Raw genomic sequence first — 17,636 nt, 5'->3', positions numbered from 1 at the left:
ACTTATTCTGAATTTTGCCAACAAAAAAGATTGTTAGAGACGAGCTAACAATCCAAAACTAAAAATTTTTCGCCTATATTGTAACATAGGGGAGGAAGTTTTGCACTTTTTTGAAGTTTTCGTATAAGAAGTCATGATTTCGAAGTCTTGACTTCTGTCCCACTATCGTTTTACGCCATGACCACTTCTGGTAATGTTTCACCAATCGCTTCTAAACGTGTTGCCCATTCCTCACGAGATAAGTTCTTTTCTGCTACATAGCGGTTGCGTTCATGAGCACGACACTCAGCAGAGCAACCACGAACATACTTGCTTTCCGTTTCTTCTGACATGAAAATTTGCTTGTTGCAGTATGGATTCGCACAGTTGACATAGCGCTCGCACTCCTCACCAGTAATGTAGTCACGTCCGATAACAGTTGGATTCACACGATTAACAGGGACTGAGATACGCTCGTCAAAAACATACATAGCACCATCCCAAAGTTCACCCATCACCTCTGGGTCTTTACCATAAGTGACAATACCACCGTGGAGCTGACCAACATCTTTGAAGCCTTCACGAACCATCCAACCAGAGAATTTCTCACAGCGGACACCACCCGTACAGTAAACTACCACACGTTTTTCCATAAATTTTTCTTTGTTATCACGGACCCATTGTGGTAACTCACGGAAGTTACGGATATCTGGACGAATTGCACCACGGAAGTGACCAAGATCATATTCATAATCGTTACGGGTATCAAGAACGACCGTATTCTCATCCAAAAGAGCTTCTTTGAATTGTTGTGGATTAAGGTATTCACCTGTTGTTTCCAATGGGTTAATATCACTGTCAAAATCGTTGTCTTCTAAACCAAGGTGAACGATTTCTTTTTTGTAACGTACAAACATTTTCTTGAAAGCATCTTGGGGTTCCTCGTCAATTTTAAACCAGAGATCTGCAAAACGCTCATCAGAGTGTACCCAGTCCATGTACTTCTGAGTTGTTTCATAGTCACCAGAAACAGTACCATTTATTCCTTCGTCAGCAATCAGAATGCGACCTTTCAGACCAATTGATTTACAGAAATCAAGGTGCGTTTGAGCGTATGCTTTCGCATTTTCAATTGGAACATATTTATAATAAAGTAATACACGGATGTTGTTCGACATGTTTTTCTCCTTTTTCTCATACGAATTCATAGTAGGTTTCTATTATATCGTGCTTTGACCTCCTTCCAAAGGGTTTTGCTTGTGGTTTTTTTCACAAAGGTAAAGCAAATTATGCTACGGTATCCAATTGTTAATGCGATAATTTTTGGTTTTTTAGAAACGCAGAGCAGATAGTTTCACATTCCCCACCGCCTGTGGTATAGTGGAAGTAAGAAATTCCAAGGAGACATTCCCATGACCTATGAACTATGCCTAGAATACGGTACCTACCCATTAACCCCAAAGGATGCCTATGCTGACGAACGCAAGGCAATCCCTGATTTTATCCAAAATGACCATGAGCTCCTTGATAAGTTAGAAAGAATGAACGACCTCTTCCATCAACTATTCTTAACAATTGAGTGTCAATTCCACTATATCGGTTCAGACCAACCAGAAAAAATTGCTGAAGTTAAAGCCTTGTACGAAGAAATTGCTGACCACCTCCACAACAACTATTCTGACTACAATATCCATATCGAACATTTTGTCTTACATTAAAAAATCGAGCTATACGGCTCGATTTTTTGATTAGTCTATTCTCACGATTTCAAAAGTCTCACCACCCAATAACACTAGGTATTTGTCAACCTTAGCAATCCCATAAGATTGGCTAAGTGCCTGAGCGTAGAGTGCCATTTGATTTTGGTAGCGTTGGATGATACCATGACTGTTTGTGAATTTATCTGTCTTGTAATCAAAAAGGACAATATGGTCCTCATAGAGAAGATAACCATCAACAATTCCACGGACAACGAATTCTTCACCACTACTCTTATCCTTAGTGAGCATGGCAAAGGGGGCTTCACGATAGAGTTTATCGGTATTGGTCATTATTTCCTTACCTAAATCCGTTTCAAAAAAGGCTAAAATCTTATCTGTTTTCACCTGAGCTTTGACTGTTTTATCTCCTTGAACAGTTTGAAGCGCCTGTTTAATGGCTGATTCTGTTATAGGTTTAGTCATATCTAGGCGTTGCATGAGCTCATGGGTTGCTGAACCAACTGCAGTAGCCGTCTGAGAAGTGCCTGTTTCAAAATTAGGTAGGGCAAAAATTAATTTCTCCTGCTTACTCTCAGCAACTGCTTTTCCCATCACTTCAAGACCATCGGTATCCATAATCGGCTCATAAAACTGCTTGATTTCACTTGGAGTTCTTAGGGTTGGTAGGTTAATGGCAGAGCGGTATTTAGTGTTGATGTCATCCACTGATTTAAGAATAGTCAGTGCCCTTTCAATCTCTGCAGACTGACGATTTTGAGACAAATCATCAGGGTGAATTTCCTCGGTAATCTCTAGTCGCCCAATTTTATCAGAAACGAGCTCCGCTTGATCAATATAAACCACATCAAAAGCCAACTGTTCTGTTTTAAAAGCTGCTTCTACCGATAAGAACCAATCTTGAAAGGTCGTCATCTCTTCTCGTTGCCATGATGGAAGAAAACCGTTTTTGGAATCACCATTATATTTACTTGATAGTTTTTCTTGGCTCCCCTTTCCAATAAGGTACAGTCGTTTCTCTGCACGTGTCATACCGACATAGAGAAGCCTCATCAGTTCAGATAGAGCAGAAATTTTAGTCTCTTTTTGATTCCTTTGAAAGGGAATGGTATCCAATTTGACCTGAAGCTTAGGTAAGCGCGTATCCGAGAAATCTGCTGTCATATCTGCTAAATATCTAATACCAATCCCCTGGTCTCGACTGAGAATGACATCTTGATACTGGTCACTAGTTTGCGCATTGAAAAAGGATTTATCGGCACCTAGGATGAAGACATACTTAAACTCTAATCCTTTTGATTTATGAATCGTCATGAGTTGCACAGCATTTTTAGGGGGCGTCACTTCCACATCCGCTAAATCATGCTCGCTGGCTAAAATCCTATCAATCAAGGTGATAAAACGTGACAAACCTTTAAAACCAGATTTTTCATAGGCATGAGCTCGAAGAGCTAAAGCATAAAGATTAGCTTGTCTCTGCTCTGCGCGTGGTAAGGCTCCGACATAATCGTAGTAAAAACGATCATTATATATCGTCCAAATCAAATCATAAAGCGCCAATCTTTTTGCTAAAGACCGCCAAGAAAGGAAGGTCTCTATAAAAATATCCAACTTTTTCTTAAGGTCATCTGTCACCAAGTCTGCATGAGCACCGCGTCTCTCCTGAGCAAGCTCTAGTTTGTCATAAAAATCACCGTGCTTAGCTTGAACAGCTATCCTAGCGAGGTCATCCTCGTCAAATTGGAACATGGGTGAGCGCAATAGAGCAACCAAGGCGTAATCATCTAAAGGATTATTAATCGCACGCAGGGTATCCAACATAATCATGACTTCAAGAGATTGGAGATAGTTACTTTGACCGCCATCAGCTACCAGTGGAATCCCGTGCTTCTCAAATAAAGACAATAGCAAATCATTTCCTGTACGACTCCGAACAAGGAGGGTCATATCCTTAAATGGAACCTTTTCGTCGTTGTGAAGACGGATGATTTCTTTGAGGACAATAGCGATTTCACCTTGAGAAACCGTACTTTCATCAGTGGCTTCTGTTTCCTGGGAGTCACTACTATCTGTGTTATAGACAAGCAACTGCGTCTTATTTTCAAGTTTTTTTTCTTTTTGCCCATCGGAACCTGCTATCAATACATGTCGGTCATCATAGCGAATATCGCCCACTTTTTCATCCATGAGGTGACTAAAGAGATCGTTAGTAGCATCCAAAACTTCCGAGCTGGAACGGAAATTTTCCTTGAGCAAAATCAATTTGCCGGCATCTGGATTTTCTTGAAACAGTTTAAATTTTTGATTGAAAATCTGAGGATCTGCCTGACGGAAACGGTAGATAGACTGTTTGATATCACCCACCATAAAACGATTTTTCCCATTTGACAAAAGTTCTAACATACGCTCTTGGATATGGCTATTATCTTGATACTCATCGACCATCACTTCGTGGAAACGATCTTGATAAGACCTAGCCACCTCTGGAAACTCTTCTAAAATCTCAATAGCAAAGTGCGCAATATCATGGAATTCAAAAGCATTTTCCTGTATTTTCGCTTGCAAATACTGACCAGAAAAATCCGCGACAAAATCCTTCAAAAGTTCTAGTAAAGGTAGGGTTTCTGGTTGATATTTTCTCAAAAATGCAGCCTCCATCAGAGCCCGCTTCGCTTCTAAAAAAGGCGACAAATATGTTGGACGCTCTTGGTTATACCCCTTAGCAAACAATTTGAGTTCTTCATCTTTGACATTTCCTACCCGCATAGTTATTTGGCTTGACAATGCAACTATTTTCTCCAACTGCTCAGCTACGTAGTCCTGACTAGCCAACACATCAAAATCAGTCAACAAAGCCAAGAGGTCTTCAACCGCTGTCAGGTATTTATAAGATTTTTGAAATTCCTTGGTCACCGTTTCATAATGGTGTTGGAAAAACGCTATCGCTTCAGAAATTGCTTGATCCAAAACACTCGGACTCAAAAAATCAGCAAGATAACTAGCCAATTGGTCTTCAATTGGCGTCTCATTAGCAACTAAAAACTGATCAGCTAACCAACTTTTGGGACTGGCTGTCGCCTGGCTAAAGTAGTAAATCTGATAAACCAAGTCACGAAATTTATTACTACTTTTACTATTGCCAGAAAAATTTTTCACTAAGCGTTTGAAAGTCTGAGCATCTTTTCCAGTCATGTAATCTGAAAAAAGATCCACATAGACATCCTGACGCAGTAGAGCTTGTTCAGAAGCGTCAGCCATGATCCTAAAAACAGGAGAAATCCCTAGCAGATAACCGTATTGACTCACCAATTTTTGGGTAAAGGCATCCATGGTTCCGATATCCGCAGTTGGCAATAGGGCCAATTGCTCTGACAAATAAGCCTTTGTCTCCTCGTCTCTTGTTTCTTGAAGAAGCTCCAGCAAACCAGCCTGCAATCGTTCTTTTAATTCCCCAGCAGCCTTAACGGTAAAGGTCGAGATAAAAAGTCTATCAACCGTTACACCGCGACTAATCATGTCCAAAATGCGTCGCACCATGATAAAGGTTTTTCCTGAGCCCGCTGAGGCGGAGACCAAGATATTGGTCCCGTTACTATAAATTGCTTCGATTTGCTCTGGGGTCAGTTTTCTAGGCTTATCAGAAGCCAGTTCCTCTACCACACGCGCAGCAATTTCCTCAGATGTTAAAAAGGGTTTAATTCTCATCATCCTCTCCCTCATCTGGTGCTTGACCTTTATGAGCCTGCCATTGGCAATCTAACAGGGCAAAGTCAGAGAAAACAGCCTCAAAGGACGATTCCTCTGGTGAGCAGGCATAGATTCCAAATTGAATAACTCCCTGCGCCTTTGTCATGTGACAAATTCTCATTTGATGAAATGTCACACCATCCAATGAATTTTCAATGCAAAAATCATCACCACGACGGCTAAAACGGTACCACATCACTCGTTGAGAGGTATCAATTTCAGTAGTCGCCCAATCTGAATACCCCCCATTGGTCACCACACTACCAAGATGCTGAAAAGCCTCATTTTCATACTCAACTGATGCTTTTAACCAATTCTCACTGTCTAAGTACATGACAATACCACACTGATCAAAGCGGTGTTGAGCTCCAGAAAAATCCGTTTTGACGACAAAGCTAAAAAACTGTTCCCCCGTCTCCATCTGAAACACAGGCGCATTATCATTACGGAAATGATAATAAGTCCGTTGCCACAAATCGGTATGTGGCTGTGTTGTTACAGTTATTTCATGTTCTGAAATACAATACATTTCTGGCTCTCTTGTCCAAGCCCAATCCTTAAAAATCATTTTCTTCTTCCTCCATTCCCATTAAAGACAATGCCTGTGCTCGATCAATCCCTCTTCCTTTTCGAGGAAGTTTTTTCAAACGTCGTGCATGAGTCAGCATATGCCTATCGGCTTCAAAATGTGTAATATTTTTCAACTGTTCTCCCTGTACTGACTTAAGATCCGATGTATAAGGGTTAATTGCAAAGCTACCTGAACGAATACCTGTTGTCGCCTCTTGGAAGAGTTGCTGATTATATGCCAACAGAGTTTCTATCTCCGCCTTGTCATACAACTGATTCGTCAGACTATAGGGTCCTTCTGCCAGATGAGCTTTTTCTCCCTTTGCAAATAACCCCTGATAAGTCAGACTAGTCAAATGTTGCGTCAGAATATCCTCAGGAGCTTTCAAGTCAGACATCTTAACCGACGGAGACTTCATATGAAGATACATAGCTCCAAATAACTGTTCTGTCTCAATGCCGTAACGCTCTTTCAAAGCCTGCAAATAGGTTACCAATTGGCTATTCAATCCATTATAAAACCGTTCCAAATCAAATTTGATCTCACTCGACTTGTAATCTACAACTCCCAAACTACCGTCAGAAAGCCTATCCACACGGTCAATAATCCCATTGACCTTGACCTCACTCCCAATATCAAAACTAAAACGTTCTTCTTGAGATAAAATATCCAGCTGACGCTCATTCTTGAAAAGACTAGCTGTACTTCTAGCGACATCCTCTAGGATGCTTCTAGCCAGTTGGCTTTCTTGATCATCATCACTGTAGGTAAAGGCAAAGCTCGGCTCTTCATTTGTCTCTGCGATAGCTTTTTCCAAAGCCCCATCAAAATCCTCAGAAGCTGGCGCTTCGCTAAGTAGGCGCTCCATGACCCTATGCAAATACTGACCATGAATACTAGCGTCTGGATGAATAGATATCTTCTCCTCCAAGCCTAAAACGTAACGAATAAAATAAAGGTATTGATTATTATAATAAGTGGATAAACCAGAGATTGATAAATGAATGGGCTCTTCAAGAGGAAAACGCACTTCCATAACTTTAGGTGAAACTCGGGTCGTTTTAACCTCCTCTAACACCGTCGGAATAAGAAGGGCTTTCTCTTGTAATTTTTGACGTAAATAACGAACGGCAACTGACCAGAAGGTTTGCTCTTCGTTGGTTAACTTACGATCTAACTCGCCACGATTGATAGCAAGGGCTGTCGCCAAAACATCCTTGTAGTGCCCAATTTTCTCCCCTTTTGCCTCAAAATGTAACCCACGTTCCTCACTTGGTACACCCAATGCTTTTAATTCTTTCAGATAGGGAGACAAATCACTACTGCCATCACCAGACAATTCTGGACTGGATAAAACCAAAGCCTTAGTGGCTGAATGATAAAGTGATAAGGCTGTAAAATGATTTTTCTTGAGATTTTCATGTGAAGCAATGTCAAATTTAGCGGAATCTCCAGTTACTTCATTCAAATGGCCTCGCTCCTCATCTGATAAGAGAGATTGATTCACGGTCAATTTTGGAAAATTAGCCTGCGTTAATCCTAAAGCAAACACATAAGGGGCTGAGTGTGGTTCAATCAAATCATAAGATTTCACCGTAACCACATCGACCGTTGCAGGCACTGTACGATACTGGGCTGCCATCATACCAGACGTTAATACTGACAAAAATTCCTCTACAGAGAGACTGTCTTCCCCAAAAATCTGATAGAACTGCTCTAACAGTTTAGAAAAAGTTCCCCAAACCTGCTCATGTTGATCACGTTCTTTAGCATCAACCTCTTCAGTCAAAACTGATAAATTAGACATCAGCTGAATGGTTTCAAAGAAATGGCTGAGCTTAGTCAGAAGATTTTTTCCTTTTTGCTTTTTAGCTGATAAAAGTCCTGTCAAAGCAGTCATCAACTGACGGCGCATGCTATTTATTTGCTCCAAATCATAACGATAAATCTTTGCTGTCGTCCCATCCTCATGTTCCTCTGTTCGAAGCAAGATATTTGCCGTGAAGTCACGATTAAACTTGTTAAAACCAGTCACATCTGCATAGCGGACATACTGTTCAAAACGGTCAATGCTTTTCTGTGAAAACGACCCAAACAGACCCGATTTAATCAGATTAAGTAAATCTTCTGCACGGTAATTATAGCGTTTCAGACGACACAGAGCATCTATGATGTTAACGAGAGGGTGTGTCGACATGCTCTCAGCCTTCCCAATATAAAAAGGAATATCAAACTTATCAAAAATTTTAGCGACCTGTAACTGATAGCTCTCAACATCGCCAAGTAAGACCCAGATATCCTTATAACGGACTCCCTGACTCAAGAGATAACGAATGCGCTTAGCTACCTGAGCGATTTCTTCACGCTGATTAACCACCTCCCAGATGGTAATAGCCGCCTTATCCTCTTCCAAAAAGACCTCGTCCGTCTCAGTAAAATCATGCTGGCACTCCACCAGACGACTCAGACGAGAAAAAGCAGTCTCAGAGACATCCTCACTAGGGAGATAAATTGGCTTTGTAGCGTACGCCTTTGCTAAAGAACGGATAAAATCAATCGAAGCCTGATAGCTATTTCCTACCGAAAAATTGGCTGCATAAGCTTTCTGGCTCATGTAGGTACCAATAACTAGCTCTACCCCTTTTTGATGTAAGAGATTAACCAATTGCTCTTCCTCTGCTGAAAAACGAGAAAAGCCATCAATAATGACTACCATCTCAGACAAAGCCCCATCAAGAAGCCCAGACTTAATTTCTTGAGCAAAATGACTGAGATTGGTCTGATTATCAAAATCATGTTGGCGTAGTAAATCCTCAACCGCTATAAAAATCTTCAACAGATCTGACCGCTTAGCTTGATTATCCAACCCTTCCAAATCAATAGGAGACATGTTAGATGATTTCATTTCTTGATAAAGGTCCACTAATTGCTTGATAAACTGAATATCTTTTTTTAATTTGCCATAAATCTGCAAATCCCCTTCATCAAAACGAGACAAGGCCCGGTAAAAAATCATGGTCAAACCCATTTCATCAAGACTTTCCCTGGGTAGTGCCTTATTCAGTAAAAAATAGCGAGCCATTTGCCCAAAACGTGTCACCGTAATCCTAAAAGAAGCGCCTTGTGGTAAATTGGCTAAAACCTTTTTCTCCTTCTCAAACGACAACGAGTTGGGAGCAATATAAAACACACGCTTGCCAGCCTCCGCAAACTTCTGTGCCTCCCTCGCCAAAATAATCGTCAAATCTTGCTTAATATCCGTATATAGAAGTTTCATCTGATCCCCCATTCTGTCTCTCTATTATAACAAAAAACGATTTGCTTTTCTGTTGTCAAATGTTGCACTTTACTAGGCGAAATCCTAAAATTCAAGTATAATAAAGATGATTAATATGAAGAAAGGAATGTTTTCGTTTCCCGTAAACAAAGCATGTCCTATAAGATTACGGTAGCTATAAAATAATTTAAAGTTTGCTCCCATTAATCCTTATAGGATTACACTCAACGCTATGAAAATTGATGATTTAAGAAAAAGTGATAATATCCGCGACCAACGTGGACAGAGGTCCTCTGGCGGCGGACTTAACATGGGCGGAGCTGGCAGCAACCTTCTTCTGCACCTCCTCTTCTCACGCACAGGATGGAAAACAAAAATTGTTCTTCTTGTCTTGCTCCTCTTTCTGGGTGGTGGCTCAGGTCTTGGCAATATCCTTGGCGGAACCTCAAGTAACTATCAATCTAGCCAAGTTAGGCATTCTGGTACGTCAACGGTTACCGATAAAGATGGCGAATTTATTTCAAAAGTTCTCGCCTCTACGGAAGATTACTGGCATCAAGAATTTAAACGTAACGGCCTTACCTACGAGGCACCAAAATTAGTTCTCTATACAGATAACACTACAACAGGCTGTGGTGCAGGTTCTGCTAAATCTGGTCCATTTTACTGCTCAGCTGATAATACCGTTTACCTCGATTTGAGCTTTTACGGAGATTTAAAAACCAAATACGGAGCCCCTGGCGATTTTGCCATGGCCTATGTCATTGCCCATGAAGTCGGACACCATGTTCAAAATCAACTTGGGACCATGAGTGAATACGCCAGTGCCCGTCGTGGGCTATCAGAAAAAGAAGCCAACAAACTAAATGTCCGCCTTGAACTCCAAGCTGACTATTATGCAGGTGCTTGGGCAAACTATGTTGACGGACAAGGATTGCTTGATATTGGTGATATTGAGGAAGCCATGACAGCCGCGCACTCAGTTGGTGATGACCACTTACAAGAACAAGCCTACGGACGTGCGATGCCAGATAGCTTTACTCACGGAACTTCAGAGCAACGTAAACGATGGTTTGACCGAGGTTATAACTACGGAGATCTCCAACACGGCGACACCTTCTCAGTCAATGAAAATAGTCTGTAACCTATCATTTTCTAAAAATGTCATTAATCCATTATTGCAATCTAAAAAGCCATCGGATACTTCACTGATGGCTTTTTATACTCAACTTATTGATGGGTTCCTACATTAATCCGATTAAGGGCACGCTGTAATGCGACTTTAGCACGACGCACTTGGTCTATATCCTTGGTAGATTGAGCTTCTTCTAGTTCACGTTCCGCACGGATTTTTGCACGCTCCGCACGACTAACATCAATATCTCGCTCACGTTCCGCAGAATTAGCTACAATCGTCACAAAATCATTTTTGACTTCGATGATACCACCATTAATAGCAACCCAGTCCACATGATTATCATCGTCAATACGACGAATCTTCATCTCGTGGACGTCTAGAGAGGCAATAATATTAAGGTGACCAGGCAAAATCCCCATCTCCCCATCTGTGGTTCTCACAGAAATATAGTTAGCATGGTGGTCGTATTTGATACCATCAGGTGTAACGACCTGAACTGTCATACACGTCATCCACAGACCTCCTTAATAACCCATTTTCTTAGCCTTTTCAATCACATCACCAATTGGTCCAACATTACGGAAAGCATCTTCAGGTAACATGTCGTGTTTTCCTTCAAGAATTTCTTTAAAGCCACGAACTGTTTCTACTACAGGTACATAAGAACCTGGCTGACCAGTGAATTGCTCCGCTACGTTAAAGTTTTGTGATAAGAAGAACTGAATACGGCGCGCACGACTAACAAGCACTTTTTCATCATCAGACAATTCATCCATACCAAGAATAGCAATGATATCTTGCAATTCACGGTAACGTTGCAAAATACGTTGAACTTCTGTAGCCACTTGATAGTGTTCCTCACCAACAATTTCTGGTGAAAGGGCACGTGATGAAGAGGCCAATGGATCAACCGCTGGGTAAATCCCCATTTGTGTCAATTTACGCTCCAGATTTGTCGTTGAATCCAAGTGAGCAAAGGCTGTCGCTGGTGCTGGATCTGTGTAGTCATCGGCAGGGACATAAATCGCCTGAATTGATGTTACAGAACCTTTTTTCGTTGAAGTGATGCGTTCCTGTAATTGCCCCATTTCAGTCGCCAAAGTTGGTTGATAACCAACTGCAGATGGCATACGACCAAGAAGCGCTGAAACTTCTGAACCTGCTTGAGTAAAACGGAAAATGTTATCAATAAAGAGAAGGACATCCTGACCTTCGACATCACGGAAATATTCAGCTATTGTTAAACCAGTAAGAGCGACGCGCATACGTGCTCCAGGTGGTTCATTCATCTGACCAAAGACCATGGCTGTCTTTTCAATAACACCAGATTCTTTCATTTCCCAGTAGAGGTCATTACCCTCACGGGTGCGTTCACCAACACCGGTAAATACCGAAATACCACCATGCTCTTGGGCAATGTTATGAATCAATTCTTGGATAAGAACGGTTTTACCAACCCCTGCTCCTCCAAAAAGACCAACCTTACCACCTTTTAGATATGGAGCAAGCAGGTCAATAACCTTAATACCAGTTTCTAAAATTTCAGATGAAGTTGATAATTCATCAAAAGCTGGCGCTTTTTTATGAATCGGTTCACGCTCTGCATTTTCCCCAAAAGGCTCCTCAAGGTCAATGGTATCTCCAAGGACATTGAAAACACGACCTAATGTTTCTTTACCAACTGGCACTGAAATTGGACGACCTGTATCCAAGACTTCAAGTCCTCGAGTTAAACCATCTGTAGATTCCATAGCAATAGTACGAACCATACCATCCCCCAATTCGAGGGCAACTTCAAGAACAATCTTTTGATTCTTATCCCCATTTTTATAAACAACAAGGGCGTTATTTATCTCAGGTAATTTATCACCAACTGCAAACTTAACGTCTACAACTGGGCCAACAACCTGAGCAATTTTTCCTGAACTCATAATTAAGATACAAAAGCCCCAAAGAAAGTTTTTTTAGAATACCTCTTAAATTCAGCTTATCCCACTTAATTTAAGGAGAATTTTCATACACCTTCAGGGCTTGTTCAATTTGTCTTGTCAAAACAGTGGCAAGTACAACTGAACCATCCTTTCTGTTAATTTTGTAAAAATCCATTCAATCGACACGAATTTTTAGATGATTTCTAACAAGAGAGAAATTATTCAAGGGCATTAGCTCCCGCAACAATCTCTGTAATTTCTTGCGTAATAGCTGTTTGGCGAGCTCTATTGTATTGAATCGTCAAATCACCAATCACTTTTTCTGCATTATCAGTCGCTGTCTGCATGGCGGTCATGCCCGCAGCATGCTCTGCCGTCTTTGCATCAACAATGGCACCATAAATCAAACTCTCTGTGTACTGTGGTAACAATTGCTCTAAAATCGCTTCACGGCTTGGCTCTAATTCAAAGCCTGTCACACCTTCATCCGTAGCTTCTTCTGCTACAAGATCTGAAAGAGGCAACATTTTCTGAACACGAACTTGACTGGTCAAACTATTAACATGGTGATTGTAGCAGACATACAACTCATCAAAAAATTCCTCTTTATACATTTCAACTGATTGAGAAATAATGCGACTCACCTGATCAAATGAGGGTTGGTCTTCAAGACCACGCATTTCAAAACAAACTGGCAAGCCTCGTGTTTTGAAAAAATCAGAACCGATTGATCCAATTGAAATAATAGCGTAATCTTCAGCCCCCTCTTCGTGATAATCAGCAATCAGCTCCAAAACGGCTTTAAGCAGTTTGGCATTATAACCACCAACAAGTCCCTTATCAGAGGTTATCACAATATAACCAGTCTTTTTAATAGGGCGTGAGGCTAGCATAGGATTATCAGAACCTGATGTCAATTCTGTTTTTAGAAAATCAGTTGTAATTTGACGAATTTTAGCTGCATAAATCTGATAATCTTTTGCTGCTTGCTCTGCTTTCACCAATTTAGCGGATGATACCATCCGCATAGCACTGGTAATCTTACTGGTCTTCTCTGTTGAAAGAATTTTCGCCTTGATTTCACTAAGAGATCCTGCCATTAGTCAGTCCTCCTTATACATTAAAAAATGAATGATCTTTGAAATCTTGAATAGCAGTATCCAGTACCCCATCTTCAGGCAAATCTTTTGTCATACGAATAGTATCAAAGATATAACTATAATGCATATCGAAATAATGATACAATTCCTCTTCAAACTTTAAGATGTCATTGACTGGAATATCATCGAGGAAACCATGAGTCAAAGCGTAGAGAATAACAACCTGTTTTTCCACTGGAAGTGGTTTGTGAATTGGTTGTTTAAGCACTTCTACCGTACGACGACCACGATTGAGTTTGGCCTGAGTCGCTGCATCAAGGTCAGAACCAAACTGCGTAAAGGCTTCAAGTTCACGATAAGACGCAAGGTCCAAACGAAGGGTACCAGCAACCTTTTTCATTGCTTTGATTTGAGCTGAACCACCAACACGTGAAACTGATGACCCTGCATCAATGGCAGGACGAATACCAGAGTTAAAGAGATTCTCTTGCAAGAAAATTTGACCATCTGTAATCGAAATCACATTGGTTGCAATATAGGCTGAGATATCTCCTGCTTGGGTTTCAATAAAAGGCAGAGCAGTGATTGAACCGCCTCCCAAGTCATCAGATACCTTAGCTGAACGTTCAAGCAAACGTGAGTGGAGATAGAAAACATCTCCCGGATAAGCCTCACGACCTGGTGGACGACGAAGAAGGAGAGAAAGTTCACGATAAGCGACAGCCTGTTTTGACAAGTCATCATAGACAATCAAAACGTGTTTCCCTTGATACATAAACTCCTCTGCCATTGCCACACCCGCATATGGAGCAATGTAAAGCAACGGTGAAGGTTGTGAAGCAGATGCCGTCACAACAATAGTATAATCAAGAGCACCGTACTTACGCAGGGTCTCAACCTGAGTACGAACCGTTGATTCTTTTTGACCAATAGCAACGTAGATACAGATAACATCGTTGTCTTTTTGGTTTAAAATAGCATCAACCGCAATAGAAGTTTTACCTGTCTGACGGTCACCGATAATCAACTCACGTTGACCACGGCCAATTGGAACTAGGGCATCAATAGCCTTTAAGCCTGTTTGCATTGGCTCAGAAACTGATTTCCGTTGCATTACACCCGGTGCTGGAGTCTCAACAGGTCTAAAGCCAGTTGTAGCAATCTCACCAAGACCATCTACAGGTTGTCCCAAAGGATTAACGACACGCCCAATAAGCGCTTCTCCAACTGGAACTTCCATAATTTTCCCAGTACGTTTTACAATATCACCTTCACGGATATCTGAGAAATCACCGAGAATAATAATCCCAACATCCGTAGCTTCAAGGTTTTGTGCCATACCATAAGAACCGTTAGCAAATTCTAAAAGTTCCCCACTCATGGCAGCATTTAGACCACTGGCACGAGCAATTCCGTCACCAACGTAAGTTACGATACCGGTTTCTGTGATTTCAAAATTGGGTTGAAAGTTATCAATTTGTGCCTTAATAAGGGCACTGATTTCTTGTGCATTTATAGCCAAGCTTACACCACTTTCTATCTTTACAATTTTTGTTTAATTTCTTGAATTTGTGTCCGCACACTGGCATCAATAATTTGGTTATTGACTTTAATAATAAAGCCACCAATAATTCCATCATCTACTGTTTCAAACAGATGATGGGTTTTAATGGAAAATTTCGATTCCACAATTTGACGAATACGTTCTTTTTGAGCTAAGGTCAATGGCTGAGCAACCACCACTTCCATATCAAAAATCTGAGTCTCCTCACCAATCTTCACAAGAACTTCTTGTAAAACTGGCAAAATCATACCAAATTCTTTTTCTGCAACAGCAGTATCTAAATACGTATTTAAAAGAGGCGATTCGGGCCGACTCAATTTATGAAGAAGACCTGCTTTTTCAGTTGCATCAAACTTATCAGAGCCTAAAACAGAGTCCAATTTGGTCTCAGAAAAAATAGCAATAAGATCTGAAGTATTTTCATAAAGAACCGTCAGCTGATCACGAAATTTAGCGTTCTGAACCAATTCTTGAGCATACTTGTGCACTAAGGCTTCTTTCTTTAAGTCCATTAGTTTTCTCCTAGACGATCTAGATAACGGTCAACTAAAGTTTCTCTCTCAGTTTCATTCAGTTTATGTACCAAGATACGCTCTGCCAAATCAATTGCTAATGCAGCAATCTCCTCTTTTGCAGATTCAACTGCTTCCACTTTAATGGCTTCAGCATCTTCACGCGCCTTATCTTTGATAGACTGTGCTTCTTCTTTAGCTTGGGTTAAGATGGCTTCTTTATCGTGAGCAGCCCTAGCATTAGCTTGACCAATAATCTGACTTGCTTCAAGACGACTATCTTTTAGGACTTGTTCTTGTTCGCTAACATAACCTTCTGCTTTAACACGAGCTTCCTCTGCCTTTGCAAGGTCATCAGAAATCTGCTTAGCACGGTCATCAAAAATACCAGTAATTTTCGACCAAGCAAAAATACGAATCAAAATCATCAACGTTAGGAATGAGCCTGTCACAATGATGAAATTACCTAAAAGCGTTCCTACTGAAACACTATGCATTACTAACATGAAAAACTCCTTACACTTTTTTAATGTCCATGTCCATTAACCTTATTGCTGAGATATAATGATGTCAGCATGGTAAAGACATAAGCTTGTAAACAAGAGACAAATACTGAAAAGGCTATCCAAAGTATCGTTAAAAGAACTGATACCGGCTGCCAAAGAATGTGAGAATGACTTAATTGTACCAAAAGACCAATCAATACTTCCCCTGCAAAGATATTTCCATAAAGACGCAACGCCAAAGAAAGGAAATTTGCAAATTCTTCAATAATGTTCATCGGTGTCATGTATGCTGGAGTAACAAATGCTTTAAGATAGGCTTTAAAACCACGTTGACGAATTCCTTCAGCGTGACAAAACACCGTAACAATCAAAGATAAACCAAAGTCAAACATCATATTTGCCGTTGGTGACATCCAAAGATTCTCACCTGACGCAGATTCTAACTTCGTTACAAGACCAATATTATTTCCTATTAAAAGAAACATAAAGAGACTAAATAAAAAAAGAAGGTATTTCCGAGAGTAACTTTCTCCTAGATTTCCCTTAGCCACACCATAGACAAACTCATAGGCGTACTCTAAAACATTCTGTTTCCCAGAAGGTCTTAACGTCATCTTTCTACTGGCCCAAAATATAAAACCAAAAGTTAAGACTACCGTTAATAGAGACATGCTCAATATGGTGAGGTCAATGACAATTGGTCCTAAGTGGACACTTGGAGTTGAATGATCCATTGTCAATTCTCCTTATCTATTATAAACTGGCTTTGCTTTAACCCATTGCAAAAGCCATAGCAAGCGTGATAAAGAACATCCCTTCAATAAAGGCAATTCCCAAAAACATTGTTGTTTGGAATTTTCCGAACATCTCAGGCTGGCGAGCAGATGATTGCAAAACACTACTTACCAAGAGACCAATACCAACCGATCCCCCAAGAGCAGCTAAACCGAGCGCCAAAATACCAAGATTCATTAGAGTTTCTCCTTAAAAAATTTTTTACCTAGCCATTTTAGTCCTATTTCTTTCAAATGTCAATGAAATATCAGAATTGATGGCGCTTTCGTTTCGATTTAGTCTATGTTCTTTGACCAACATTGACTAATATTATGCTCATTCAAAATTAAAATGAAACGGTGTTGACTAAAAAAACTATTCCTCAGATGGTGAGGGACGAAAGCAACAGTCTTCCAGTCTCTGTAGTGGTTAAAGTCATGGTAGCTTTGTTGTTATGGCAGGGCAACTTGAAAACTCTAGACTTTAAAATTAGCCATGACATCAAAAGTTCGTACTAAATTTAAAATTGTGGACCTTATATTATAACAATTGGAGGGGATTAGATATCTCTTGATGTAGAAATGCAACCAGATTTATAATTTATATTTGAGACTAACCTCCTGTTCAGAAATAGTATTCACCAGTTAACATTTTTATCGTCAGCTTAAAATGCGACTACAAGGTCGCTCAAAACAGACAGTTGCCACCGTGGTCAAAAGAGAACGGAGATTTTAGGATTAAAAATAAGTAATGGAACTCCGTTAGAATGTCTTGATGCCAACTTTAGTTCCTACCTCAAAAGGTCTCCATACCTTTGGA

The 17,636-nt window shown here is 40.5% G+C and carries 14 protein-coding genes; 2 read left to right on the top strand and 12 right to left on the bottom strand.

The window, feature by feature from the left end; genetic code table 11:
* Nucleotides 1-170 precede the first annotated feature (170 nt).
* Nucleotides 171-1,157 (bottom strand): oxygen-dependent tRNA uridine(34) hydroxylase TrhO, encoded by a 987-nt coding sequence (gene trhO / locus GZ996_RS06160; RefSeq protein ID WP_156807107.1) that lies wholly within the window; start codon nt 1,155-1,157, stop codon nt 171-173.
* Nucleotides 1,158-1,391: 234 nt separating this feature from the next.
* On the opposite strand from trhO, the gene GZ996_RS06155 reads away from it, so the two are divergent.
* Nucleotides 1,392-1,697, top strand: a complete 306-nt coding sequence (locus GZ996_RS06155) for a hypothetical protein (protein WP_156807106.1) — start codon at nt 1,392-1,394, stop codon at nt 1,695-1,697.
* Between the two features lie 30 nt (nt 1,698-1,727).
* Here the strand turns inward: GZ996_RS06155 and addA are convergent, their stop codons facing one another.
* Genes addA through rexB form a run of 3 tightly spaced genes read right to left on the bottom strand, consistent with a single transcriptional unit; the run spans nt 1,728 to nt 9,292 of the window.
* On the bottom strand, nt 1,728-5,402 hold the full coding sequence (gene addA / locus GZ996_RS06150; RefSeq protein ID WP_162011597.1) for a helicase-exonuclease AddAB subunit AddA: 3,675 nt from the start codon (nt 5,400-5,402) through the stop codon (nt 1,728-1,730).
* On the bottom strand, nt 5,392-6,012 hold the full coding sequence (locus GZ996_RS06145; protein WP_162011595.1) for a DUF1349 domain-containing protein: 621 nt from the start codon (nt 6,010-6,012) through the stop codon (nt 5,392-5,394). The genes addA and GZ996_RS06145 overlap by 11 nt, the downstream gene beginning before the upstream one ends.
* Nucleotides 6,002-9,292, bottom strand: a complete 3,291-nt coding sequence (gene rexB / locus GZ996_RS06140) for an ATP-dependent nuclease subunit B (protein ID WP_162011594.1) — start codon at nt 9,290-9,292, stop codon at nt 6,002-6,004. Before rexB ends, GZ996_RS06145 begins: the two co-directional genes overlap by 11 nt.
* A gap of 232 nt (nt 9,293-9,524) precedes the next feature.
* Between rexB and ypfJ the strand changes: the two genes are divergently transcribed.
* On the top strand, nt 9,525-10,436 hold the full coding sequence (gene ypfJ / locus GZ996_RS06135; RefSeq protein ID WP_161979662.1) for a KPN_02809 family neutral zinc metallopeptidase: 912 nt from the start codon (nt 9,525-9,527) through the stop codon (nt 10,434-10,436).
* 86 nt (nt 10,437-10,522) lie between these two features.
* Here the strand turns inward: ypfJ and GZ996_RS06130 are convergent, their stop codons facing one another.
* From GZ996_RS06130 to atpE, 8 genes are all read right to left on the bottom strand, one after another.
* Nucleotides 10,523-10,942, bottom strand: coding sequence for a F0F1 ATP synthase subunit epsilon (locus GZ996_RS06130; RefSeq protein WP_121834303.1), 420 nt, complete (start codon nt 10,940-10,942; stop codon nt 10,523-10,525).
* 12 nt (nt 10,943-10,954) lie between these two features.
* Complete coding sequence (gene atpD, locus GZ996_RS06125) at nt 10,955-12,361, bottom strand: F0F1 ATP synthase subunit beta (RefSeq protein ID WP_156807101.1); 1,407 nt, start codon at nt 12,359-12,361, stop codon at nt 10,955-10,957.
* A gap of 218 nt (nt 12,362-12,579) precedes the next feature.
* On the bottom strand, nt 12,580-13,461 hold the full coding sequence (locus tag GZ996_RS06120) for a F0F1 ATP synthase subunit gamma (protein ID WP_161979661.1): 882 nt from the start codon (nt 13,459-13,461) through the stop codon (nt 12,580-12,582).
* 13 nt (nt 13,462-13,474) lie between these two features.
* Nucleotides 13,475-14,983, bottom strand: a complete 1,509-nt coding sequence (gene atpA / locus GZ996_RS06115) for a F0F1 ATP synthase subunit alpha (RefSeq protein ID WP_161979660.1) — start codon at nt 14,981-14,983, stop codon at nt 13,475-13,477.
* A gap of 20 nt (nt 14,984-15,003) precedes the next feature.
* Complete coding sequence (locus GZ996_RS06110) at nt 15,004-15,537, bottom strand: F0F1 ATP synthase subunit delta (RefSeq protein WP_156807098.1); 534 nt, start codon at nt 15,535-15,537, stop codon at nt 15,004-15,006.
* A complete protein-coding gene (atpF, locus tag GZ996_RS06105) occupies nt 15,537-16,043 on the bottom strand; it encodes a F0F1 ATP synthase subunit B (protein WP_156807097.1) in 507 nt (168 codons plus the stop codon). The genes GZ996_RS06110 and atpF overlap by 1 nt, the downstream gene beginning before the upstream one ends.
* A gap of 20 nt (nt 16,044-16,063) precedes the next feature.
* Nucleotides 16,064-16,777, bottom strand: coding sequence for a F0F1 ATP synthase subunit A (gene atpB, locus GZ996_RS06100; protein ID WP_156807096.1), 714 nt, complete (start codon nt 16,775-16,777; stop codon nt 16,064-16,066).
* Between the two features lie 37 nt (nt 16,778-16,814).
* Nucleotides 16,815-17,015, bottom strand: coding sequence for an ATP synthase F0 subunit C (gene atpE / locus GZ996_RS06095; protein ID WP_027974710.1), 201 nt, complete (start codon nt 17,013-17,015; stop codon nt 16,815-16,817).
* Nucleotides 17,016-17,636 lie beyond the last annotated feature (621 nt).

Source organism: Streptococcus sp. S784/96/1, assembly GCF_902729355.1.
Taxonomy (GTDB): Bacteria; Bacillota; Bacilli; order Lactobacillales; family Streptococcaceae; genus Streptococcus; species Streptococcus caledonicus.
The sequence above is the reverse complement of the archived record's forward strand: the minus strand, read 5'-3'. Positions and strand labels throughout refer to the sequence as shown.